The organism is Oceanicella actignis (assembly GCF_008124525.1).
Taxonomy (GTDB): domain Bacteria; phylum Pseudomonadota; class Alphaproteobacteria; order Rhodobacterales; family Rhodobacteraceae; genus Oceanicella; species Oceanicella actignis.
In genome coordinates, this window is sequence record NZ_VNHJ01000002.1 from 58,089 (window position 1) to 80,407 (window position 22,319).

19 protein-coding genes and 1 tRNA gene are annotated in these 22,319 nt (G+C 71.0%); 13 read left to right on the forward strand and 7 right to left on the reverse strand.

The annotated features are described in order from the left end of the window. The first annotated feature begins 83 nt into the window (after positions 1–83). The 5 genes from LY05_RS03005 to LY05_RS03025 are packed head-to-tail and all read left to right on the forward strand — an operon-like array spanning position 84 to position 4,763. Entirely contained in the window at positions 84–2,087 is a 2,004-nt protein-coding gene (locus LY05_RS03005) for a 4Fe-4S dicluster domain-containing protein (protein ID WP_148922062.1), read from the forward strand. 36 nt (positions 2,088–2,123) lie between these two features. Continuing rightward, on the forward strand, positions 2,124–2,330 hold the full coding sequence (locus tag LY05_RS03010) for a DUF6494 family protein (RefSeq protein WP_072748138.1): 207 nt from the start codon (positions 2,124–2,126) through the stop codon (positions 2,328–2,330). Positions 2,331–2,332: 2 nt separating this feature from the next. Continuing rightward, positions 2,333–3,577 (forward strand): Mrp/NBP35 family ATP-binding protein, encoded by a 1,245-nt coding sequence (locus LY05_RS03015; protein WP_148922063.1) that lies wholly within the window; start codon positions 2,333–2,335, stop codon positions 3,575–3,577. Next, positions 3,574–4,278: a biotin/lipoate--protein ligase family protein gene (locus LY05_RS03020; protein WP_148922064.1), complete on the forward strand. Its 705-nt coding sequence runs from the start codon at positions 3,574–3,576 to the stop codon at positions 4,276–4,278. The genes LY05_RS03015 and LY05_RS03020 overlap by 4 nt, the downstream gene beginning before the upstream one ends. Continuing rightward, positions 4,275–4,763, forward strand: a complete 489-nt coding sequence (locus tag LY05_RS03025) for a DUF6505 family protein (protein ID WP_148922065.1) — start codon at positions 4,275–4,277, stop codon at positions 4,761–4,763. Before LY05_RS03020 ends, LY05_RS03025 begins: the two co-directional genes overlap by 4 nt. A gap of 92 nt (positions 4,764–4,855) precedes the next feature. Here LY05_RS03025 and LY05_RS03030 read toward each other — a convergent pair whose 3' ends face one another. The 5 genes from LY05_RS03030 to LY05_RS03050 form a co-directional block, all read right to left on the reverse strand. Then, the gene (locus LY05_RS03030; protein WP_072748134.1) at positions 4,856–5,593 is read right to left on the reverse strand and encodes an ABC transporter permease; all 738 of its coding nucleotides are present in this window, start codon (positions 5,591–5,593) and stop codon (positions 4,856–4,858) included. A 1-nt stretch (position 5,594) separates the two neighbouring features. Further along, positions 5,595–6,278, reverse strand: coding sequence for an ABC transporter permease (locus tag LY05_RS03035; protein ID WP_072748133.1), 684 nt, complete (start codon positions 6,276–6,278; stop codon positions 5,595–5,597). Between the two features lie 60 nt (positions 6,279–6,338). After that, a complete protein-coding gene (locus LY05_RS03040) occupies positions 6,339–7,100 on the reverse strand; it encodes an ABC transporter substrate-binding protein (protein WP_072748132.1) in 762 nt (253 codons plus the stop codon). Between the two features lie 126 nt (positions 7,101–7,226). Then, positions 7,227–8,582 carry an ammonium transporter gene (locus tag LY05_RS03045; protein WP_072748195.1) on the reverse strand — a complete coding sequence of 452 codons (1,356 nt, stop codon included), beginning with the start codon at positions 8,580–8,582 and terminating at the stop codon, positions 7,227–7,229. A 50-nt stretch (positions 8,583–8,632) separates the two neighbouring features. Beyond that, complete coding sequence (locus tag LY05_RS03050; protein ID WP_072748131.1) at positions 8,633–8,971, reverse strand: P-II family nitrogen regulator; 339 nt, start codon at positions 8,969–8,971, stop codon at positions 8,633–8,635. A 312-nt stretch (positions 8,972–9,283) separates the two neighbouring features. Between LY05_RS03050 and LY05_RS03055 the strand changes: the two genes are divergently transcribed. Continuing rightward, on the forward strand, positions 9,284–11,404 hold the full coding sequence (locus LY05_RS03055) for a transglycosylase domain-containing protein (protein ID WP_249041842.1): 2,121 nt from the start codon (positions 9,284–9,286) through the stop codon (positions 11,402–11,404). Between the two features lie 12 nt (positions 11,405–11,416). Here LY05_RS03055 and LY05_RS03060 read toward each other — a convergent pair whose 3' ends face one another. Beyond that, entirely contained in the window at positions 11,417–12,124 is a 708-nt protein-coding gene (locus tag LY05_RS03060) for a M48 family metallopeptidase (RefSeq protein WP_148922067.1), read from the reverse strand. 8 nt (positions 12,125–12,132) lie between these two features. Beyond that, a complete protein-coding gene (locus LY05_RS03065; RefSeq protein ID WP_148922068.1) occupies positions 12,133–13,485 on the reverse strand; it encodes a polyhydroxyalkanoate depolymerase in 1,353 nt (450 codons plus the stop codon). A 203-nt stretch (positions 13,486–13,688) separates the two neighbouring features. On the opposite strand from LY05_RS03065, the gene LY05_RS03070 reads away from it, so the two are divergent. The 7 genes from LY05_RS03070 (at position 13,689) to LY05_RS03100 (ending at position 22,304) form a co-directional block, all read left to right on the forward strand. Continuing rightward, the gene (locus LY05_RS03070; RefSeq protein WP_072748127.1) at positions 13,689–14,012 is read left to right on the forward strand and encodes a TIGR02300 family protein; all 324 of its coding nucleotides are present in this window, start codon (positions 13,689–13,691) and stop codon (positions 14,010–14,012) included. Between the two features lie 143 nt (positions 14,013–14,155). Further along, positions 14,156–14,231 (forward strand) — tRNA-Ala (locus LY05_RS03075). A gap of 304 nt (positions 14,232–14,535) precedes the next feature. Beyond that, positions 14,536–15,504, forward strand: coding sequence for a carbon-nitrogen hydrolase family protein (locus LY05_RS03080; RefSeq protein ID WP_072748126.1), 969 nt, complete (start codon positions 14,536–14,538; stop codon positions 15,502–15,504). 26 nt (positions 15,505–15,530) lie between these two features. After that, positions 15,531–18,296 carry an aminotransferase class I/II-fold pyridoxal phosphate-dependent enzyme gene (locus LY05_RS03085; RefSeq protein WP_148922069.1) on the forward strand — a complete coding sequence of 922 codons (2,766 nt, stop codon included), beginning with the start codon at positions 15,531–15,533 and terminating at the stop codon, positions 18,294–18,296. 2 nt (positions 18,297–18,298) lie between these two features. Continuing rightward, on the forward strand, positions 18,299–19,747 hold the full coding sequence (locus LY05_RS03090; protein ID WP_148922070.1) for a biotin carboxylase: 1,449 nt from the start codon (positions 18,299–18,301) through the stop codon (positions 19,745–19,747). A 6-nt stretch (positions 19,748–19,753) separates the two neighbouring features. Further along, positions 19,754–20,728, forward strand: a complete 975-nt coding sequence (locus tag LY05_RS03095) for a C45 family autoproteolytic acyltransferase/hydrolase (protein ID WP_211356273.1) — start codon at positions 19,754–19,756, stop codon at positions 20,726–20,728. A gap of 241 nt (positions 20,729–20,969) precedes the next feature. Continuing rightward, entirely contained in the window at positions 20,970–22,304 is a 1,335-nt protein-coding gene (locus LY05_RS03100) for a DEAD/DEAH box helicase (RefSeq protein ID WP_148922071.1), read from the forward strand. Positions 22,305–22,319: the final 15 nt, after the last annotated feature.

A 22,319-nucleotide genomic window follows, 5' to 3' on the forward strand; every position in this document is an offset into this window, starting at 1 on the left:
GCTGCGCGGCTAGGCTGCGGGTCGAGGATAGCCGGTTCGGCGCGCCTGTCCATGGGGCGCCGCAGCGAAAGGGAGAGGACCGCATGCCCCAGTTCGACGCCTTGCTTGTGTGCGACTGCGCGGGCAGCATGAGGCTGAACCCCGACGCGCTGGCCGATGCGGCCGGCGTGCCGCGCGAGCGCACGCGGGCATGCTCGCGCCTGTGCACGGCCGAGCTGGACGCGGCGCGCGAGGCGCTCGGGAGCGGCGCGACGCTGATCGCCTGCGGCCAGATGGCGGGCCTGTTCCACGATCTGGCGGCCGAGCTGGGCGCGGAGGAGCGGCTGACCTGCGTCGACATCCGCGATCGCGCCGGCTGGACCGATGCGGGCGATCCCACGCCCAAGCAGGCCGCCTTGCTGGCCGAGGCCGCCCTGGACGCGCCGCCCATGCCGGCGATGGACGTGCGCTCGGACGGCGTGTGCCTGGTGCTGGCCGGCGCCCGCCCCGAACCCGCGCTCGAGGCCGCGCGGCTTCTGGCGCCGAGCCTGTCGGTGACCGTGATCGCCGAGGCCGCGCCCGATCTTGCCGCCCCGCCCGAGGGGTTCGAGCTGGCGCTGGGGCGGCTGCGCGCGGCGCGCGGCGCGCTGGGCGGGTTCGAGGTGACGATCGACGGGTTCGCGCCGCTCGATCCCGCCGGGCGCGGCGCGCCGCGTTTCGGCCAGCCGCGCGACGGCGCCCGCTCGGGCTGCGACGTGATCGTGGACCTGCGCGGCGGCGCGCCGGCCTTTCCCGCGCCCGACAAGCGCGACGGCTATGTGCGCGTCGATCCGGCCGAGCCGGGCGCCGCGGCGCGCGCGGCCCTGGAGGCGGGGCAGCTGCGCGGCGAGTTCGAGAAGACCCTGCACATCCGCTTCGACCCGATGCTCTGCGCCCACTCGCGCGCGCGCAAGCCGGGCTGCTCGCGCTGTCTCGAGGTCTGCCCGACCGGCGCCATCCAGCCCGCCGGCGACGCGGTCTCGATCGATCCGATGGTCTGCGCGGGCTGCGGCGCATGCGCGGCGGTCTGTCCCTCGGGGGCGGCCAGCTACGACGCGCCCCCCGTCGCCCATCTTTTCGCGCGGCTGCGCACGCTGGCCTCGGCCTGGCGCGCCGCGGCGGGGCCGGGGGGCGGCGCGCCGCGGGTCCTGTTTCACGACGCCTGGGGCGCCGAGATGATCGCCCTGTCGGCCCGCTTCGGCCGCGGCCTGCCGGCCGACGTGATCCCGGTCGAGGTTCCCGAGGTCGAAGGCGTGGGACATGCCGAGCTGATGGCGGCGCTGGGCTCGGGCTTCGCGCAGGCGCTGATCCTGGCCGGCCCGCGGACCGAGCGCGCGGCGCTTGCGCCGCAGCTGGCGCTGACCCGCGCCCTGCTGCGCGGCGCGCGAAGCGACGAGGAGCGCGCGGGGCTGATCGAACCGGCCGACCCCGACGCGCTCGAGGCCGCGCTGCGCGCCCCCGCGCCGCCGCCGCATGGCGCGGCGCCGATCATGGCGCTGGGCGGCCGGCGCGAGGTCGCGCGCCTTGCCGTCGCCGCCCTTGCGGGCGATCCGCCGCCCGAGCCTTTCGCCCTGCCCGCGGGCGCGCCCTATGGCGCGGTCGAGGTGAACGCCGACGCCTGCACGCTGTGCCTCGCATGCGTGTCGCTGTGCCCGGTCGGCGCGCTGGGCGACAATCCCGACCGCCCGCAGCTGCGCTTTCAGGAGGCCGCGTGCCTGCAATGCGGCATCTGCGCCGCGACCTGTCCCGAATCGGCCATCACGCTGGTTCCGCGCTTCGACCCGCGCCCGCAGGCCCTGTCGGCAAGGGTGCTGCACGAGGAGGAACCCTTCGAATGCGTCGAGTGCGGCAAGCCCTTCGGCGTGCGCTCGACCATCGAGCGGATCGCCGCGAAGCTCGAGGGCAAGCACTGGCTCTACGCCAACCCCGAGGCCGGGCGGATGATCCGCATGTGCGACGATTGCCGCGTGCGCGCGCAGTTCCACGCCAGGGACAACCCCTTTGCGCTGGGCGCGCCGCGCCGCCCGCGCACCACCGACGACTATCTGTCCGCCGATGACGAGGACTGAGCGCCCGCCATCCCGACCCCCCAGCAAGGAGGCTCCATGACCGAAGACAGCTTCGACACGTCCCTGCGCAAGTTTCTCAAGACCGTCGGCGTCACCTCGCAGCAGCGCATCGAGCAGGCCGTGCGCGAGGCCCGCGCGCGCGGCCAGCTGCCGCCGGCGCTGCGCGCGCGCATGACGCTGCGCGTCGAGGAGCTGGGCCTTGAGCACGTCGTCGAGGGCGAGATTCGTCTGGACGAGGCATGAGCATGTCCGCCGACCGACCCGACTCCCGCCCCGACGATGCGGCCTTGCGCGAGGCGGCGCTGCAGGCGCTGTCGCGCGTGGCCGACCCGGCTGACGGAACCGACCTCGTATCCGCCGGGCGCGTGCAGGGGCTGAGCGTGCGCGACGCCGTCGCCCGCTTCGCCATCGAGGCCGATCCCGCCCGCGCCGCCGCGCTCGAGCCGCTGCGCCGCGCCGCCGAAGAGGCCGTGCGCGCCGTTCCGGGAATGGCGGGCGCGCTGGCCGTGCTGACCGCGCATGCCGAACCCGGCGCCGCCCGCCCGGCGCGCTCCGCGGCCGCGCCCCGTCCCGCCGCGCCCGATCCCGCCGCGCCCGATCCCGCCGCGTCTCGACCAGCCGCCGCGTCCGCCTCGGCCCCGCCGCCCGACCTGCGCGGCGCGCGTCCCGATGCGCGCGCCCCGGCGCAGGCGCCCGGACCCGCGCCCATGCCCGGCGTCGGCGCGGTGGTGGCGGTGGCCTCGGGCAAGGGCGGCGTCGGCAAGTCCACCGTCGCGGCCAACCTCGCCGTCGCGCTGGCGGCGCGCGGGCTGCGCGTGGGGCTGCTGGACGCCGACGTCTACGGCCCCAGCCAGCCGCGCATGCTGGGCGTGTCGGGCCGGCCCTCGAGCCCGGACGGCAAGACGATCCTGCCGCTGCGCAATCATGGCGTGACGATGATGTCCATCGGCCTGATGACCCCCGAGGACCAGGCCGTGATCTGGCGCGGCCCCATGCTGATGGGCGCGTTGCAGCAGATGCTGGGGCAGGTGGCCTGGGGGCGGCTCGACGTTCTGCTGGTGGACCTGCCGCCGGGCACGGGCGACGTGCAGATGACCCTGTGCCAGAAGGTGCGCGTGGCCGGCGCGGTGATCGTCTCGACCCCCCAGGACATCGCGCTGATCGACGCGCGCAAGGGCATCGACATGTTCCGCCGCATGCAGGTCCCCATCCTTGGCGTGATCGAGAACATGGCCGCCTTCGTGTGCGACGGCTGCGGCAAGGTGCACCACCCCTTCGGCCATGGCGGCGCGCGCGCCGAGGCCGAGAAGCTGGGCGCGCCCTTCCTGGGCGAGATCCCGCTCGACCTGGCGATCCGCACGGCCGCCGACGGCGGCGCGCCGATCGTCGTCCAGGCCCCCGAAAGCCCGCAGGCGCGCGCCTTCGCCGATGTCGCCGCGGCGCTGGCCGATGCGTTGCGCGATCCGGCCGGCGCGCCGGAGGGCGCATGAGCGCGCCGCTCTTCCCGCCGCTTTTGCGCGGCGAGGCGGTGCGCGCCGGCATCGACCCGCTGGGCAAGGCGATGGCGGCGGGCATGCTGGGCGCGGATCCGGGGCTTGTGGTCTGGTCCGAGGACCCGGACGCGCTGGATGCGGCGGTGCTGCTGGCGCCCGAGGTGCCGCTGCGCCAGGCGGCGGGGGCGGCCTTCGCCGTCATGCTGGGCTTCGCCGACGCGCTGGGCGCGCTGGCCCCGCCCGAGGTGGCGGTGCATTTCGACTGGCCCTTCGGGCTGCGCGTCAACGGCGCCGCCTGCGGGCGGGTGCGCGTGGCGGCGGGCGGGGCCGATCCCGACCGGGCGCCCGACTGGCTGGCGCTGGCGCTGCGCGCGCCGCTGCGGCTGCGCGGGCGGGAGCCGGGCGAGGATCCCGCCGTCACCGCCCTGGCCGAGGAGGGCTGCGCCGAGCTGACCGCGCCGCAGCTGCTCGAAAGCTGGTCGCGGCACTTCCTGGTCTGGCTGAACCGCTTCGTCGATGACGGCATGCCCCCTCTTCACGCCGCCTGGCGCGGGCGCTGCGAGGCCATCGGCGGCGCGGTCGAGAGCCCGGCGCGGGGGCTGTTCCTGGGGCTTGACGAGGATGGCGGCATGATCTTGCGCGAAGGCGCGGCGACGCGGATCATACCCCTGACCGACATGATGGAGCCCGAGCGATGAGCGCCGATCCGACCCTCAAGCTGGCGCGCACCCTGCGCCTTGACGACAGCGACGCGCTGGTGTTCGAGCGCCCGGCCGAGCCGTTCGAATGGGCGATCTCGGGGGCGTTCGAGTTCTCGAACTGGACCGAGGCCGATCTTGCGGGCAAGCGCCGCCAGGCCTTCGCCAATGGCTGGCTGGGGCTCGAGTCCTTCGGCCGCGCGACGCTGGTCGCGGTGACGGCGATCTCGCCGGCCGAGTATGACGCGCTGATCGAGCGGCTGAGCGCGCATTTCGTCGAGCGCTACGGCGCGCCCGACCTCGAGGCCGCGCGCGGCCCCGCGCGCGAAGAGCTCGAGCACATGCGCGCCATGTGCGAGGACCAGCCCGACAACGCCATCCTGACCGTCTCGCGCGAGCTGGTCCCGGCCGGCGTCAAGGAAAGCTTCCGCGTCATCCCCCCGCGCGAGGCGGGGCTTGAAAGCTTCGCCGTCCACGGCGGCTGACCGCGGCGAGCATCCCCGCCGCGGCCCCGCGCGGCATCGGCCCCCGCCGCGGCCCTGCGCGGCATCGGCTCCCGCCGCGGCCCCGCGCGGCATCAGCCGACGATGGTCGGCGCGCCCAGATGCGCCCCCTGCGCCGCCGCTTCCTCGCGCGCGGGCAGAAGGTGGCGCATGTAGCGCCGCTCGATCAGGCGGAACAGCCCGACCAGCGCGAAGGTGATGGCCATGTAGAGCAGCGCCGCGGTCACGAAGCCCTCATAGGCCACGTAATACTTGGCGTTGAGCGTGCGCCCCGCGCCCAGGATGTCCTGGATGGTGATGACCGAGGCGACCACCGATCCGTGCAGCATGAACACGATCTCGTTCATGTATTGCGGCGCGGCGCGGCGCAGCGCCGAGGGCAGCAGGATCAGCCAGGTGATCTGGCGCGGCGTGAAGCCCAGCGCCGCGGCGGCCTCGAGCTCGCCGCGCGGGGTCGTCTGGAAGGCGCCGCGCAGGATCTCGGTCGCATAGGCGCCCGAATTGAGCGAGAAGGCGATCAGCGCGCACCACCACGCCTCGCGCAGAATGCTCCAGGCCCAGCTTTCGCGCACGAAGTCGAACTGCGCCAGGCCGTAATAGATCAGATAGGTCTGCACCAGCAGCGGCGTGCCCCGAAAGACATAGGCGTAGCCCGCCGCCAGCCGCCAGCCCGGCGACTTGCGCCAGATCGCCAGCGCGCAGGGCAGGGCGATGAAGAAGCCCGCGCCGACGGACAGAAACGTCAGGACCAGCGTCGTCCACACCCCGGTGGCGAACAGGTCCCAGTGCTTGAGCGGCAGCCAGATGTCCATCTCAGCGCCCCTGCCCAAGGTTCAGCCGCGCCTCGGCGCGCGCCAGCAGCGCGTTCGAGACCGAGGTGATGGCCAGATAGACCAGGATCACCGCCAGGAAGAAGGTGAAGGGCTCGCGCGTCGATTTCGCCGCCTTGTCCGCAAGGCCGACCAGATCGTCCAGCCCGATCACCGACACCACCGCCGTGGATTTCACCAGCACCTGCCAGACATTGCCGTAGCCGGGCAGGGCGAAGCGCGCCATCTGCGGCCCGGTCACCGTCCAGAGCGTGGCCAGCGGACGCATGCCCAGCGCCTTGGCGGCCTCGGCCTGGCCGCGCGGGACGGTCAGGTAGGCGCCGCGGAAGGTCTCGGTCAGATAGCCGCCATAGATGACCCCGATCGACAGGACGCCGGCCCAGAATTTCGAGATCTCGACATAGTCCCAGCCCAGCGCGCCGCCGATGTCGTTCGCCAGCCGCTGGCCGCCGAAATAGACCAGCAGGATCAGAACCAGGTCGGGCACGCCGCGGATCAGCGTCGTGTAGGCGGCCGCCAGCGCGCGCGCGACGGCGCCGCCGGCCAGCTTGGCCGCGGCGCCCAGCGCGCCCAGCGTCGTGGCCAGGGCCATCGAGGCCAGCGCAAGCGCGATGGTGACGAGCGCGCCGCGTCCAAGCAGCGGCGCGTAGGCGATGAGCGCGTCCATGTCGGGCTTCTCGCTGAAGGGAAGGCGCCGGGCCGCGGCCCGGCGCCTTCGAGCGCGGCGTCAGCCGCCGTAGATGTCGTAGTCGAAATACTTGTGCATGATCTCGTCATACTTGCCCGACTCGCGCAGGCGCTTGATGGCCTTGGACCACTCGTCCTTCATCGGGTCGCCCTTGCGCACGCCGATGCCGGCGCCCTCGCCGTGATACTTGGGCACCGAGTAGGCCGGGCCGACGAACTCGAAGTCCTTGCCCGCCTCGGTCTTGAGGAAGCCGTCGTCGATGGCCACGCTGTCGGCCATGAGCGCGTCGACGCGCCCGGCGGCCAGGTCAAGATAGGCCTCGTCCTGCGTGCCGTAGAGCTTGAGCTCGACGCCGGGGAACTCGCCTTCCATGAAATCCTGGTGGATGGTGCCGCGCTGCACGCCCACCACCTTGCCCTTCAGGCCCTCGGGGGTGAACTCGATGTTCGCGCCCTTGCGCGCCACGAAGCGGGCGGGGGTGTTGTAATACTTGTCCGAGAAGTCGATGACCTTCTGGCGCTCGGGCGTGATCGACATCGAGGCGATGATGGCGTCGCACTTGCGCTCGAGCAGGGCGGGGATGATGCCGTCCCACTCGGTCTTGACCAGTTCGCAGGTCTTGCCCATCTCGTCGCACAGGGCCTTGGCGATGTCGATGTCGAAGCCCTTGAGCTCGCCCGAGGGGGTGGTTTCGGAGAAGGGCGGGTAGGCGCCCTCGACGCAGATGCGCAGATCCGCGGCGCCGGCGGCGCCGGTCAGAAGGCCGAACGCGGCCAGGGCCGCGGCGATGGTGTTCTTCATTGGGGAAGCTCCCTGTTAATTGTCTGTCGGCCATCCTTATCGCCGCCCGCGCCGGGGTCAAGCGCCGCGCGGCGGCCCGCCCCGGCGCGCGCGCGCCGGAACGGGCCCCTCGCGGCGTCAGCGGCCTCAGCCGATCTGCGAGCCCTTGCCGAACTCGGGATAGGCCTCGAGCCCCAGCTCGACCTTGTCGAGGCCGGCCAGCTCTTCCTCCGCGCTCACGCGCAGGCCCATCGTGCGGTCAAGCAGCAGCCACAGCGCGCCCGAGACGGCGAAGGTCGCCGCGCCGACGATGGCGATCGAGGCCAGCTGTCCGAACAGCGTCGCGTCGGGGTTGGTCAGCACGACGGCGATCGTGCCCCAGACGCCGCACATCAGGTGGACCGGAATGGCGCCCACCACGTCGTCGATGCGCAGCCGGTCGAGCAGCGGCACCGCGAAGACCACGATCGCGCCGCCCGCCGCGCCGATCAGCGTGGCCTGGCCCAGCGTCGGGGTAAGCGGCTCGGCGGTGATCGAGACCAGCCCCGCCAGCGCGCCGTTGAGCGCCATGGTCAGGTCGACCTTGCGGTAGATGGCCTGCGTCAGCGCGATGGCGGCCAGCGCGCCGCCCGCGGCCGCGGCGTTGGTGTTGGCGAAGATGCGCGAGACGTCCGCCGCGTCGCCCACCGAGCCCAGCGCCAGCTGCGAGCCGCCGTTGAACCCGAACCAGCCCAGCCACAGGATGAACGTGCCCAGCGCCGCCAGCGGCAGGTTCGAGCCGGGCATCGGGTGCACGCGCCCGTCCTTGTACTTGCCCATGCGCGGGCCCAGGATCAGCGCGCCGGCCAGCGCGGCCCAGCCGCCCACCGAATGCACGACCGTCGAGCCGGCGAAGTCCAGAAAGCCCAGCTGCGCGTCCAGGAACCCGCCGCCCCATTTCCACGACGCCTGGATCGGGTAGATGAGCGCCGTCAGGATGGCGGTGAAGACCAGGAACGGCCACAGCTTGATGCGCTCGGCCAGCGTGCCCGACACGATCGAGGCGGTGGTGGCGCAGAACATCAGCTGGAAGAAGAAGTCCGACGCCGTCGCGGCGTAGTCCAGCGCGTCGGCCTGCTCGGGCGCGACGCCGACCGGCTCGAGCGTCGCCGGGCCGAAGGCGCCCAGCACGCCGGCGATGGTCCACCCGTCGCCCGGATACATCAGCCGGTAGCCGATCAGGTGATAGGCGACCGCGGCGATGGCGAACAGCGCCAGGTTCTTGGTCAGCTGCATGGTCACGTTCTTGGAGCGCACCAGGCCGGCCTCGAGCATGGCGAAGCCGGCGGCCATCCACATGACCAGAAAGCCGCCGATCAGGAACAGCAGCGTGTTGAAGATGAAGACGGTCTGCGCCGCCGGCGCGCCGGCGGCCGCGGCGTCCTGCGCGGCGGCGGGCAGGGCGGCCAGCAGGGCCGGCGCCGCCAGGGCGGCGGCAAGGGCGGTGCGGGTCTTGGATCGCATGGCGGTGACCTTCTTGGACATGGCGGAAAGGGGTTCGATGCGGGCGGGGATCACAGCGCGTCCTCGCCCTGTTCGCCGGTGCGCACGCGCACGGCCTGCTCGAGGTCGAGGACGAAGATCTTGCCGTCCCCGATGCGGCCGGTGCGGGCGGCGCCGGCGATCGCCTCGACCGTGCGCTCGACCGCCGCGTCGGGCACGGCGACCTCAAGCTTGATCTTGGGCACGAAGTTCACGACGTATTCCGCGCCGCGGTAGATCTCGGTGTGGCCCGCTTGGCGTCCGTATCCCTTGATCTCGGACACCATGAGGCCCTGAGCCCCGCTCGAGGCCAGCGCCTCGCGCACCTCCTCGAGCTTGAAGGGCTTGATGACGGCGATGACGAGCTTCATTCGCTTTCTCCGCATGGTTTCTCGGCCCGCCGGGGCGGGCGCGGATATTGCGATGCACAAAGCGTGCCAAGTCACGCCGGGCCGGAAACATGCGCTCATGATCGAAAAATGTGCAGATGCGGCGCCCGCTTGCGGGGCGAAAAACGATCAAATGCCTAAAATTTGTGCAGAGTGGTGCGCGCGATTTCGCCCCATCCTCTCCACATTCCCGCCGCGGCGCGGTAGTGTGAAGCCCGAGGCGGGCGCGCCGCTTCCGAGAGCCGGGCAACGGCTCCGGGCGGCCGACGGATCATGCCGGCGAAGAGGACGAGCGTGAGCAGACGCAGCAAGCCAAAGGCGCGGGTCGAGCCCGCCCTGTCGGCCGCGCGCCCGGCGGCGGGGACGCGGCCGGGGGACGGGCGGGCGCGCGCGCGCCGGCGCGGCGCGCTCGATCGCGCGCTGGGCGCCGCGGTGCGCTTCATGCTGCGCTGGATCTGGCTGCTGGGCAGCCGCTTCGCGCTGGGGGTGGCGCTGATCCTGGGCGCGGCGACGTTGTTCTTCTACGCGCAGCTTCCTCCGGCCGAGGCGCTGCTGGACGGGCGCGCGCGCGGCTCGGTGACGCTGCTTGACCGCGACGGGCAGGTCTTCGCCTGGCGCGGGCAGCAATATGGCGGCGCGATCCGCGCGGGCGAGCTGTCGCCGCATCTGGTCAACGCCGTCATCGCCACCGAGGACCGCCGCTTCTGGCGCCATTGGGGCGTCGATCCGCTTGGCCTTGCGCGCGCCATGGCCGCCAACCTGCGCGCCGGGCGGCTGGTGCAGGGCGGCTCGACGCTGACGCAGCAGACGGCCAAGAACGTGTTCCTGACGAATGAGCGCTCGCTCGAGCGCAAGCTCAAGGAACTGCCCATGGCCCTGGCCATGGAGATGAAATACACCAAGGAGGAGATCCTCTCGATCTACCTCAACCGCGTCTATCTGGGCGCCGGCGCCTATGGCTTCGAGGCCGCCGCGCAGCGCTATTTCGGCAAGTCGGCGCGCGTCGTGACCCCGGCCGAGGCGGCGATGCTGGCCGGGCTGCTCAAGGCGCCGTCGCGCTATGCGCCGACCTCGGATCTGAGCCAGGCGCAGAACCGCGCACAGCTCATCATCGGCCTGATGGAGGAGCAGGGCTACCTGACCCCCGCCCAGGCGGCCGAGGCGCGTGCGCACCCCGCCACGCTGTCGCGCGCGGCGGCGGCGCGCGCGGGCGGCGCCTTCGCCGATTGGGTGATGGAGGAGGGCCCCGCCTATCTGACCGAGGACACGCGCGAGGATGTGCGCATCGCCACCACCTTCGACCCTCGCATCCAGCGCGCCGCCGAAGAGGCGCTGGCCCATGTGTTCGAGACGCGCGTGCGCCCCGGCTCGCGCGCGCAGGCGGCGATCGTGGTCATGTCGCCCGACGGGGCGGTGCGCGCCATCGTCGGCGGGCGCGAGCCCTCGGACGGCGCGGGCCGCTTCAACCGGGCCACCCAGGCCAAGCGGCAGACCGGCTCGGCCTTCAAGCCCGTGGTCTACGCCGCCGCGCTCGAGGCCGGGCGCACGCCGTGGGACGTGGTCGCGGACCGCCCCCTCGAGATCGGCGGCTGGAGCCCGCGCAACTATGGCGGCGGGTATGCGGGGCCGGTCACGCTGACCGAGGCGCTGGCGCGCTCGATCAACACGGTGGCGGTGCGCCTGGCGCAAGAGGTCGGCATGGCCCGCGTCGCCCAGACGGCGCGGCGGCTGGGGATCGAGTCGCCGCTTGCGCCGGGGCTGGCCTCGGCGCTGGGAACCTCCGAGGCGACGCTGCTCGAGATGACCGGCGCCTATGCCGCGATCGCCGCCGAGGGGCGGCGCACCATTCCCTACGGCATCCGCGAGATCCGCCTGATGGGCGACCCGGCGCCGCTCATGCGCCGCGAGCCGCCCGCGCCGGAGCAGGCCGTCTCGGCGATGACGGCGCGGCGGCTGACCGGGATGCTCGAAGAGGTGATCCGCTCGGGCACGGGCCGGCGCGCCGCGCTGCCCGACCGGCCCGCCGCCGGCAAGACCGGCACCACCCAGGCGGCGCGCGACGCCTGGTTCATCGGCTTCACCGCCGATTACGTCGCCGGCGTGTGGATGGGCTATGACGACAACACCCCGCTCAGCGGCGTGACCGGCGGCGGGCTGCCGGCCGAAATCTGGCGCGAGACGATGATGCGCATTCACGACGGCCTGCCGCCGCGCCCGCTCGATTCCGAGCGCGCGCCCCCCGCCGGCGGGCCGCAGGTTCCGGGCGCGATCGCCGACGCGCTTGCCGAGTCGCTTGCCGGGCGCATCCTTTCGGACGTGGTGGGCTTTTTCACGCGCGAGGCGGGCGGCGCGGCGCCGGCCCGCCCGGCGCCCGCGGGCGCGCGGCCCGAGCGGCCCGAGCGGATCGAGCGCTGAGGCGCGGCGCGCTCAGCCCGCCGGATCGAAGCGGAAGCGGTGCAGCGCGGCGCCGTTGGCCCGCAGCCAGGCGCGCTGTTCGCGCCAATCGGGGCGCAGCCGCTCGACCAGCGCCCAGAAGCGCGGGCCGTGGTTCATCTCGACCAGATGCGCGGCCTCATGCGCGGCGACATAGTCCTGCACCGCGGGCGGGGCCATGGCCAGCCGCCAGCTGAAGGACAGCGCCCCCTCGGCGGTGCAGGAACCCCAGCGCGAGCGCGTGTCGCGCAGCGTCACCCGCGCCGGCGCCTTGCCCAGCGCGGCGGCGTGGCGGCGCGCGGCCGGGGTCAGCGCATCGCGCGAGCGCGCGATCAGAAAGGTCTTGACGGCCGGGCCGGGCCCCGCGGCCGAGGGCGGGATCAGCAGGGCGTCGCCGCTCAGCGCCGGCGCGCCGCGCCGGCGGGCGGGATCGGCGCGCAGCACGACCGGCCGGCCGCCGATGGGCAGCGTCATGCCCTCGGTCACCGGCAGGGCGCCCGGCGCGCGGTCCAGCGCCCCGCTCAACCATTCGGCATGGCGTTCGAGAAAGCCGCGCGCCTCGTCCAGGCTGGCGGCCTCGGGGATCGTCAGCAGGGGCCGCCCGTCGATCCGGCTGACCGACAGCGAGAACCGCCGCGAGCGCGCCGAGCGCCGCACCGTCACGCTGACGGAGGGCCGCTCGAGCCGGATCGACACGCCCATGCGCGCGGTCAGTCCGCCTTCGCGCCGACGGCGGCGGGGAAGGGCGTGACGTTGCCTTCCTCGGCGGACGGCGCGGCCTTCGCGGCGGCGCCGACGCGCGCCGGGGCGTCCTCGTCCTCGACCATGGCGCGGTGGGCGCGGATGAAGTCGCGCACGCGCGGCTGGATGAACCGGCGCCAGCGCGAGCCGTTGAACACGCCGTAATGGCCCACGGTCTCCTGCACGTAATGGGCGCGCATCTCGTCGGGCAGGTTGACGCAAAGATCGTGCGCGGCCTCGGTCTGGCCCAGGCCGGTGATGTCGTCCTTCTCGCCCTCGACGGTCATGAGCGCGATGTCGACAATGGCCTCGGGGCGCACGAGGCGCTCGTCGCGATACATGAACTCGCCCACGGCCAGGAGGCGCTTCTGGAACACGCGCTCGATGGTCTGGAGATAGAACTCGGCGGTCAGGTCCATGACCGCCATGTATTCGTCGTAGAAGGCGCGATGGGCCGCCGCCGAATCGCCGTCGCCGCGAATCAGGTGGCGGAACTGCTTGAGATGGGCGTCCACATGCCGGTCGAGATTCATCGACATGAAGCCCGACAGCTGCAGAAAGCCCGGATAGACGCGCCGCATGAAGCCCAGATTGGGGAACGGGACGGTGGTGATGACGTTCTGCTCGAACCAGCTGAGCGGGCGAGTCGTGGCCAGCTCGTTGGGCTGCTTGGGGTTGCGGGCCGTGTCGATGGGCGAGCCCATCAGCGTGATCGACGAGGGCCGGCAGGGGTCTTCGTCCTCGGCCATCATGGCGGCGGCGGCCAGAACCGGCACGCCCGGCTGGCACACGGCCAGCACGGCGGGGCGCTCGCCGCCCGCGCCCAGCACCTGGCAGAACTCGATGACGTAGTCGATGTAATCGTCCAGATCGAAGGGGCCGGCGGCCAGCGGCACGTTGCGCGCGTCTTCCCAGTCGGTGATGTAGACGTCGTGCTCGGGCAGCATCTTCTCGACCGTGCCGCGCAGCAGCGTGGCGAAATGCCCCGACATGGGCGCGACGATCAGCACCTTGGGATCGTCGCGCCCCTCGGCGCCCTCGCGGCGGAAGTGCAGCAGCCTGGCGAAGGGCAGGCTGTGGACCACCTCTTCGACGACCGGCAGCTCGCGCCCGTCGACGACGACGCTGTCGATGCCGAACTCGGGCTTGCCGTAACGGCGCGTCGCGTTCACGAACATCTCGAGCGCGGCCGCCGTGGCGCGCGCCGGAAAGGTCGCCGCGGCCGGGTTGAGCGGGTTGCTGAGCGCCTGCTGCCCGATCTTCGCCGCCGCGCGCCACGGGGCGATGGCCGCGTGGGTCAGTTCATAGGCCTGGTAAAGCATGGCTGTCCTCCGAAGATCGCCGGACCCATGGCCCGGCGCTTTGCTTCACGCTAGCGTCATGCCGCGCTGCAAACAAGCCGTTTCGCGGGTGCAACCATCAAGCGGGTTTGACAGCGGGGCGATCTTGTGGCAACCGGCCCGTTCGCTGCAGCAGCGACGCGCGGGCGGTCCGTGCGCCGACACAGACATCCCTGGGGGTTTAGATGGCCAAAGCTGAATGGGGCGCCAAGCGCATCTGCCCGAGCTGCGCCGCCCGTTTCTACGACTTGATGAAGGATCCCGCGATCTGCCCCGCCTGCGGCGCGGAAACGCCGCAATCGGCGTTCGTCGAGCGGCGCGGCGGCGCGGCGGCCCCGGTCAAGGCCAAGGCGGCGCCGGCGACGGCCGCCGTGGTGGACGACGACGATCTGGTGGTCGACGACGCGGACGACGCGGAGGATCTGGTGGTGGACGACGCCCTTCTCGAGGACGAGGAGGACGACGATCTGGGCATCGAGGTCGTCGAGAAGCCCGACGACGAAGAGTGACATCGGCGCCCGCGGCCGGCGGGCGGAGAATTTCGCGGCGGATGCATTTTTCGCTTGATACTCCCGCCGGCGCAAAATAAAGAGCGGTCAGCCGCGGCGAGGGGGCTCCCAACGCCCCGAAGCGACGGCGCGGCGACCCGGATGGGGCCATAGCTCAGTTGGGAGAGCGCTTGCATGGCATGCAAGAGGTCAGGGGTTCGACTCCCCTTGGCTCCACCAAATTTCCCAGAATTTCCAAACGCATAGCGCCGCGCTTGAGCGCCCCGCGCCGTGGCGCGCGTCGTGCGGCCCGGCGATGCGGGCGGCGAGTCGGCCGTGGCCGCGGCCGGGCCTTTGCGACGGCGCCCGCCACGGCGCGTCGCCGCCCAGGGCGGATGGATGCGGCCGATCCCGATCCGATTCCCCAACCCTGATTCCCCGACCCTGACCGCGTGCGATTCGCGGGCCGAGCCTGCGAAACCTCTGGCCTTCGCGGCCCGATGGACGGCACAATCGACCCATATCGAACGGAGCGGAAAGTCACATGACACCATTCGCAATCGCCGGCATCCAGATGCATGTCGCGGCGCTGCATTCCAACGTCGAGGGCATGCGCCACCGCCTCGACGTGCTGATGGCGCGGTTTCCCTGGACGCAGATGGTCGTGTTCAGCGAGCTGGCGCCCTTCGGCCCGCTCGAGCAGTTCGCCCAGCCCTTTCCGAACGACACGCTGGCGCTGTTTCAGGAGGATGCGCGCCGGCATGGCGTATGGCTTCTGCCCGGCTCTATGTTCGAGAAGCGCCCCGACGGGCGGATCTTCAACACCGCGGCGGTGATCAATCCCGATGGCGAGATCGTCGCCAAATACTCGAAGATGTTTCCCTTCCGGCCCTACGAGGCCAATGTCTCGGCGGGGACCGAGTTCTGCATCTTCGACGTGCCCGGCGCGGGGCGCTTCGGCGTCTCGATCTGCTACGACATCTGGTTTCCCGAGACCACGCGCCACCTGACCAGCCAGGGCGTCGAGGTTCTGCTCAACCCGGTGCTGACCGGCACCACCGACCGCGACGCCGAGATCGCCATCGCCCGCGCCACGGCCGCGCAGTTCCAGTGCTACGTCTTCGCGGTCAACGGCCTGGCGGCCGGCGGGGTGGGGCGCTCGGTGGTGGTGGATCCGGCGGCCATGGTCCTGCACCAGAGCCATGGTCAGGAAGACATGTTCCCGATCGAGATCGACTTCGACCTGGTGCGGCGCCAGCGCGAGACCGGCCTCAAGGGCCTTGGGCAGGTGCTCAAGAGCTTCCGCGACCGCGAGGTGGACTTTCCGGTCTACGACCGCGCCAGCGGCGCGGATGCGTGGCTGCACACGCTCGGCCCGCTCGAGATGCCGCGCAAGGGCTCGACGGCCGCCGCGCCGGCGCCCGATCCGCGCATCGCGCCGGGCTATCGCGAGGACCCGGCGCGTCCGGTGCGCAACGAGGCGCCTTTCGGCGCAAGAACCGGCGCCGACTGAGGGCGCCGCCAAGCAGGGGGGAAGGCATGAAGCTGCACGACCAGGGAGGGCGAGGGCACACGATAAGGGACTATTACAGCGCCTCGCAGCTGAGGATGGACCGGTGGAGCACGCTGCGCGAGACGATGGAATCGCTGCAGCGCGCGGGCCCCGCGGGCCGTTCGGCCGACAAGCTGGCGCGGCGGGCGGCCGAGCTGCTCGAGGCGCTGGCGCCCATCGAGCTCTATTTCGCCTTTCCGGGCGCCGCCGCCTTCGAGCACATGCGCCGGCTGCTCGAGGCGCGCAACATCGACGACCTGTCGCATGTCGTGCGGCGCGTGGCCCGGGCGCTGACCTCGGGCGCCTACCGCCGCCGCTCGATCCAGCTGGTGGGCGAGACCGGAGACAACGAGGATTTCGAGGACGAATCCACCCTTCCCGTCGATGCGCGCGCCCTGGGCCGGCCCTATTTCGAGGTGCTGGTGGTCGACGACGTCAACGAGCATCACGAGCGCTTCCTCAAGGCCAGCCTGCAGCGGATGCGCCGCGTCGAGGATCCCTTCATCTACGAGGCGGTCGTGGCGCCCAGCGTCGAGGACGCGCTGATCGCGGTGCTTTTCAACCCCAACATCCAGGCGGTGGTCGTCCGGCCGGGGCTGTCGCTCAAGTCGCGCAACAAGCTCGACATCCTCAAGCGCTATCTCGACCGCGTCGGCGACGACGAGACCGTCGACGCGATGGAGCCGTGGGACTACGGCCCCGAGCTGTGCCGCCTGATCGCCCGCATCCGGCCCGAGCTGGACGCCTATCTGATCACCGACCGCTCGGTCGAAGAGATCGCCGGCCTCGATCTGGGCCTGTGCCGGCGGGTGTTCTACAATCAGGAAGATTTCCTCGAACTGCACCTGAACATCCTGCGCGGCGTCAACCGGCGCTACAAGACGCCGTTCTTCTCGGCGCTGAAGGAATATTCCAAGCAGCCGACCGGCGTGTTCCACGCCATGCCGATCAGCCGCGGCAAGTCCATCTCGCGCTCGCACTGGATCCAGGACATGGGCGCCTTCTACGGCCCCAACATCTTCCTGGCCGAAACCTCGGCGACGTCGGGCGGGCTCGACTCGCTGCTCGAGCCGCGCGGCCCGATCAAGGAGGCGCAGCTGGCCGCGGCGCGGGCCTTCGGCTCGAAGCAGACCTTCTTCGCCACCAACGGCACCTCGACCTGCAACAAGATCGTGGTGCAGGCCCTGGTGCGCCCGGGCGACATCGTGCTGGTGGACCGCGACTGCCACAAGTCGCACCATTACGGCCTGGTGCTGGCGGGGGCGCAGGTGGTCTACCTGGAAAGCTACCCGCTGCACGAATATTCGATGTATGGCGCGGCGCCGCTGTCCGAGATCAAGGGCAAGCTGCTGGAGCTGCGCGCGGCGGGCAAGCTGGACCGCGTGCGCATGGTGCTGCTGACCAACTGCACCTTCGACGGCATCGTCTACAACGTGCAGCGCGTGATGCAGGAATGCCTCGCCATCAAGAAGGACCTGGTCTTTCTGTGGGACGAGGCCTGGTTCGCCTTCGCCCGCTTCGATCCGACCTATCGCGAGCGCACCGCGATGGAGGTCGCCAACCGCCTGCGCCAGACGCTGCGCACCCCCGAGCACGCCGCCGCATGGAAGGCCCAGCAAGAGGCGCTGCGCGACGCGGACGACCAGGCCTGGCTCGACGCGCGCCTGCTGGCGCCGCCCGACGCGCGGGTGCGCGTCTATGCCACCCAGTCCACCCACAAGACGCTGACGGCCCTGCGGCAGGGCTCGATGATCCATGTGAACGATCAGGACTTCAAGGGCGAGGTCGAAGAGGCCTTTCACGAAGCCTACATGACCCACACCTCGACCAGCCCGAACTACCAGATCATCGCCTCGCTGGACGTCGGGCGCCGGCAGGTCGAGCTGGAGGGCTTCGAGTTCGTCCAGCGCCAGATCGAAAGCGCCATGGCGATCCGGCGCGCCGTGGCCGACCATCCGCTGCTGAGCAAGTATTTCCGCGTTCTCTCGCCCGCCGACATGATCCCCGAACGCCACCGCGAAAGCGGCGTGACCCGCTACTACGACAAGGAGCGCGGCTGGACCGACATCTGGGAGTGCTGGGCCTCGGACGAGTTCGTGCTGGACCCCACGCGCATCACGCTTCTGGTCGGCGCCACGGGCTGGGACGGCGACACCTTCAAGACCAAGGTGCTGATGGATCGCTACGGGATCCAGATCAACAAGACCTCGCGCAACACCGTGCTGTTCATGACGAACATCGGCACCACGCGCTCGTCGGTGGCCTATCTGATCGAGGTGCTGGTCGAGATCGCCAAGGAGCTGGACGAGGTGCAGGACGACGCCTCGAAGATGGAGCGCCTCGCCTTCGAGAAGCGCGTCTCGAGCCTGATCGAGCACGTCCCGCCGCTGCCGGACTTCAGCCGCTTTCACGACGCCTTCCGCAGCCCCGGCGCCACGCCCGAGGGCGACCTGCGGGCGGCCTTCTTCCTCGCCTATGACGAGGAGATGTGCGACTACGTCGAGCTTGACGAAAAGCTGCTCGAGCGGCTCGAGGGCGGCGAAGAGCTGGTGTCGGCCGCGTTCATCATCCCCTATCCGCCGGGCTTTCCGATCCTGGTGCCGGGGCAGGTCATCAGCCCGCAGATCCTGCGCTTCATGATGGCGCTGGACGTGAGCGAGATCCACGGGTTCCGGCCCGATCTGGGCCTGCGGGTCTTCAACGAAAATGCGCTCAAGAGCGCCGAAAAAACCAAGTCCAACGGGAGATCCTGACCATGGTCAAGAAGGTCTTGAAGAACATATCCGAAATACGTCGGTATTTTCACACGAACGAAGATCCGATATATTTCGTTTCGGCCACGAACTTCAACCTTCTCGGCATCGACGAGTGGGTGAAGAATTTCAAGTATATCTGCTACATGGACTGCTTCGACGGCCGGCATCCCAACGTCTTCGTGCCCTCCGAGATGCCGCATGACGAGTTCCAGTCGATCGAGGACATCAACAACTATCTCCTCCAGCACAAGGAGGTCATCGACCTGATCAAGCGCCGGGGCGGCAAGCCGCGCTTCGTGTTCCTGATGTTCGACGAAAGGACCGAAGAGCTGGTCAAGGAGCTTGGCGGCGAGATCTGGTTCCCCAAGGCGAAGCTGCGCAAGAAGCTCGACAACAAGATCGAGACCGTGCGCGTCGGCAACAAGGCGGGCGTGCCGTCGGTTCCCAACGCTCTGTCCGAGGTCCACAGCTACGAACACCTGCGCCAGATCGCCGACAAGGCGGGCCTGGGCGACGACCTGGTGCTGCAATCGGCCTTCGGCGACAGCGGGCACACGACCTTCTTCATCCGCTCGGAGGCCGATTTCCGCAAGCACGAGCACGAGATCGTCGGCCAGGGCGAGATCAAGATCATGAAGCGGATCGACTGCCGCGGCTCGGCGATCGAGGCCTGCGCCACGCGCGAGGGCACCATCGTCGGCCCCCTGATGACCGAGCTGGTGGGCTTCAAGGAGCTGACCCCCTATCGCGGCGGCTGGTGCGGCAACGAGATCTTCGCCACCGCCTTTTCGCCCAAGGTCCGCCAGCAGGCGCGGGATCTGACCTTCAAGTTCGGCGAGCAGCTGCGCAAGGAGGGCTATCGCGGCTATTTCGAGCTGGATTTCCTGATCGACAAGAAGACCGGCGAGCTTTGGCTGGGCGAGCTGAACCCGCGCATCACCGGCGCCAGCTCGATGACGAACCACGCCGCCTTCGCCCATGCCGACGCGCCGCTGTTCCTCTTTCACCTGCTCGAATTCTCGCGCAAGCCGTTCAAGCTGGACGTCGACGAGATCAACGAGCGCTGGGCCGATCCCGACATGATCGACAGCTGGTGCCAGCTGGTGATCAAGCACACCGAGGACAGCGTCGACATCATCACCGACGCGCCCCAGTCGGGCATCTACAAGATGCTCGAGGACGGCCGCGTGGTCTACGACCGCTTCGACTACCACCGCCGCGCGGTCGGCGAGAACGAGGCCTTCTTCCTGCGCATCCTGCGTCAGGGCGACTACCGCTACGAGGGCGCAGATCTCGGGATCCTGGTCATGCGGGGCCGGGCGATGACCAACGCCTTCAAGCTGACCGAGAACGCCAAGCGTTGGATCCACGGCATCAAGTCGGCCTATTCGGCGCGTCCGCTGCCGGCCGCCGCAACCCTTGAAGAGCCGGCGTTCAAGATCATGTGACGGGGGATGACGCTGATCTTCCGCGCCCTTTGCGAAGCGCAGCCCGGTCCGCGCGTGGCCGGGCTGTTTCACGAGTTCTGGCCCGCCTATCGTCGCTGGTGGGCCTGCGAAGGCATGACCGCCCGCCCCACCTACATGGAGTGCCGCCGCGCGCTGGCGCGGCATATGCCCGAGATGCTGGGCCTTTACGACCAGCTGTGCGAGCTGGCGGGCGGCGGCGACAACGCGGCAAGGTTCCTCAGCTTCTACTGTCCGCCCAGATATCTGGCCGGCTGCAGCCAGGCGATCTGGCCGGGCGACGAGCCGCTTCTGGTGCGTAATTACGACTACAGCCCCGCGGCCTTCGACGCGGTCGTGCTGAAGACGGGCTGGCTTGGCCGGCGGGTCATGGGCATGTCCGACGGCGTCTGGGGTCTGCTGGACGGCGTCAACGACGCGGGGCTGGCGGTGTCGCTGACCTTCGGCGGGCGGCGCGAGGTGGGCGAGGGCTTCGGGGTGCCCTTGATCCTGCGCTACGTGCTGCAGACCTGCTCGACCGTCGCCGAGGCCTGCCGCACCCTTGCCCGCGTGCCCTGCCACATGAGCTACAACGTGACGGCGCTTGACGCCGCGCGCCGCTTCGCCACCGTTCATCTGGCGCCCGACCGCGACGCCGTCGTGACCAACGCGCCGGTGGCCACCAACCATCAGGAGCGGGTCGAGTGGGCCAGCCACGCCCGCTTCACCGCAACCGTCGAGCGCGAGCGATTCCTGCTCCACCGCCTGACCCTGCACCCCGAGACGCAAGAACGCTTCATCGAGGCGTTCCTGCGGCCGCCGCTTTACTCGACCGCCTTCTCGTCGGGCTTCGGCACGCTTTACACGGCCGCCTATCGCCCCCGGCTGGGCGAGCTCGACATCCATTGGCCCGGCGCGCGATGGCCCATGTCCTTCGACGCCTTTCCCGACGGCGAGCGGCGCCTTCTGGCGATTCCCGCCTGAATGGCCGTCCCGGGCCGGGGCGCGTTCCCCGGCCGCGCGGGCGGCGCGGCTTGACAATCGGCGCCCGGCCGTCCACATAGCTTGCACCAGTTGCCCCGCGATAGCGCGAAGCGTCCGTCAAGGACGTCACGTCCCGGGACCAATCCTCTGAATACATTCCGCCCCGGCCGCGCCCGGCAGGCGGGCGACGCCGGGACCGGCCGCGCACAGGCGCGCTCCGTCCCGAGCATGGGAATCATCTGTGACCAACGTCAAATTCGCCGAACTCGGCCTTGCCGAGCCCCTTCTCCGCGCGCTTGCCGCGCGGGGCCACGAAGAAGCCACGCCCATCCAGGCGCAGGCCATCCCCGCGCTGCTCGAGGGCCGCGACATGCTGGGCATCGCCCAGACCGGCACGGGCAAGACCGGCGCCTTCGCGCTGCCCATCCTTCACCGCCTGTCCGGCGCGCGGGGCGGCTCGCGCCGCGAGCCGCGCGCGCTGATCCTGGCGCCGACGCGCGAGCTGGCCATACAGATCGGCGAAGAGATGCAGGCCTATGGCAAGTTCGCCGGCCTGCGCCACACCGTCATCTTCGGCGGCGTCAAGCACGGCCCGCAGTTCCGTGCCCTGTCGCGCGGCGTGGACGTGGTCATCGCCACGCCGGGCCGGCTGCTCGACCATCTCGACCAGGGTTCGCTGTCGCTGCGCGCCGTCGAGGTGCTGGTGCTGGACGAGGCCGACCGCATGCTGGACATGGGCTTCGTGCGCGACGTGCGCCGCATTCTCAAGGCCCTGCCCGCGCAGCGCCAGTCGCTGCTGTTCTCGGCCACCATGCCGCGCGAGGTCGCCGGGCTGAGCGCCGAGATCCTGCACGACCCGATCCGCGTCGAGATCGCGCCCCAGTCCACCACCGTCGAGCGCATCGCCCAGTCGGTGCGTCATGTGAATCCGGGCATGAACAAGCGTCAGCTGCTGGAAGAGACGCTTGCCGATCCCGAGATGACCCGCGTCATCCTGTTCACCCGCACCAAGCATCGCGCGAACAAGGTGGCCGAGGATCTGGCCCGCGCCGGCATCGAGGCGGACGCCATCCATGGCGGCAAGTCGCAGAACGCGCGCCAGCGCGCGCTGGCGCGGTTCAAGTCGGGGCGCGCGCGCGTGCTGGTCGCCACCGACATCGCCGCGCGCGGCATCGACGTGGACGCCGTCTCGCATGTGGTGAACTACGAGCTGCCCAACGAGCCCGAAAGCTATGTCCACCGCATCGGCCGCACCGCGCGCGCCGGCGCGACGGGCTCGGCGATCTCGTTCTGCGATCCGTCCGAGCGCGGCTATCTGCGCGACATCGAGCGCGTGATCCAGATGCGCCTCGACGTGATCGGCGACGGACCCGAGGGCCGCGACGAAAAGCCCGCCCCGCGCGGCGGCCTTGGCCGCGGCCGGCCCGCGCAGGGGCCGCGCGGCGGCGCGCCCAAGAAGGCGGGCGGACGTCCCGCGGCCGGCAAGCCGGCCTTCGGCAAGCCCGCCTTCGCCAAGCCCGGCGGCCGCAGGCCCCGGCGCGGCGGCGCGGGGCGTCCGGCGCAGGCCACCGCCTGAGCCGCGCGCTTGCGG

Bases quoted from the DNA above. Each gene is read 5' to 3' on its own strand.
- LY05_RS03005 (WP_148922062.1), top strand. From the start codon at position 84: ATGCCCCAGTTCGACGCCTTGCTTGTGTGCGACTGCGCGGGCAGCATG.
- LY05_RS03010 (WP_072748138.1), top strand. From the start codon at position 2,124: ATGACCGAAGACAGCTTCGACACGTCCCTGCGCAAGTTTCTCAAGACC.
- LY05_RS03015 (WP_148922063.1), top strand. From the start codon at position 2,333: ATGTCCGCCGACCGACCCGACTCCCGCCCCGACGATGCGGCCTTGCGC.
- LY05_RS03020 (WP_148922064.1), top strand. From the start codon at position 3,574: ATGAGCGCGCCGCTCTTCCCGCCGCTTTTGCGCGGCGAGGCGGTGCGC.
- LY05_RS03025 (WP_148922065.1), top strand. From the start codon at position 4,275: ATGAGCGCCGATCCGACCCTCAAGCTGGCGCGCACCCTGCGCCTTGAC.
- LY05_RS03030 (WP_072748134.1), bottom strand. From the start codon at position 5,593: ATGGACATCTGGCTGCCGCTCAAGCACTGGGACCTGTTCGCCACCGGG.
- LY05_RS03035 (WP_072748133.1), bottom strand. From the start codon at position 6,278: ATGGACGCGCTCATCGCCTACGCGCCGCTGCTTGGACGCGGCGCGCTC.
- LY05_RS03040 (WP_072748132.1), bottom strand. From the start codon at position 7,100: ATGAAGAACACCATCGCCGCGGCCCTGGCCGCGTTCGGCCTTCTGACC.
- LY05_RS03045 (WP_072748195.1), bottom strand. From the start codon at position 8,582: ATGCGATCCAAGACCCGCACCGCCCTTGCCGCCGCCCTGGCGGCGCCG.
- LY05_RS03050 (WP_072748131.1), bottom strand. From the start codon at position 8,971: ATGAAGCTCGTCATCGCCGTCATCAAGCCCTTCAAGCTCGAGGAGGTG.
- LY05_RS03060 (WP_148922067.1), bottom strand. From the start codon at position 12,124: ATGGGCGTGTCGATCCGGCTCGAGCGGCCCTCCGTCAGCGTGACGGTG.
- LY05_RS03065 (WP_148922068.1), bottom strand. From the start codon at position 13,485: ATGCTTTACCAGGCCTATGAACTGACCCACGCGGCCATCGCCCCGTGG.
- LY05_RS03070 (WP_072748127.1), top strand. From the start codon at position 13,689: ATGGCCAAAGCTGAATGGGGCGCCAAGCGCATCTGCCCGAGCTGCGCC.
- LY05_RS03080 (WP_072748126.1), top strand. From the start codon at position 14,536: ATGACACCATTCGCAATCGCCGGCATCCAGATGCATGTCGCGGCGCTG.
- LY05_RS03085 (WP_148922069.1), top strand. From the start codon at position 15,531: ATGAAGCTGCACGACCAGGGAGGGCGAGGGCACACGATAAGGGACTAT.
- LY05_RS03090 (WP_148922070.1), top strand. From the start codon at position 18,299: ATGGTCAAGAAGGTCTTGAAGAACATATCCGAAATACGTCGGTATTTT.
- LY05_RS03095 (WP_211356273.1), top strand. From the start codon at position 19,754: ATGACGCTGATCTTCCGCGCCCTTTGCGAAGCGCAGCCCGGTCCGCGC.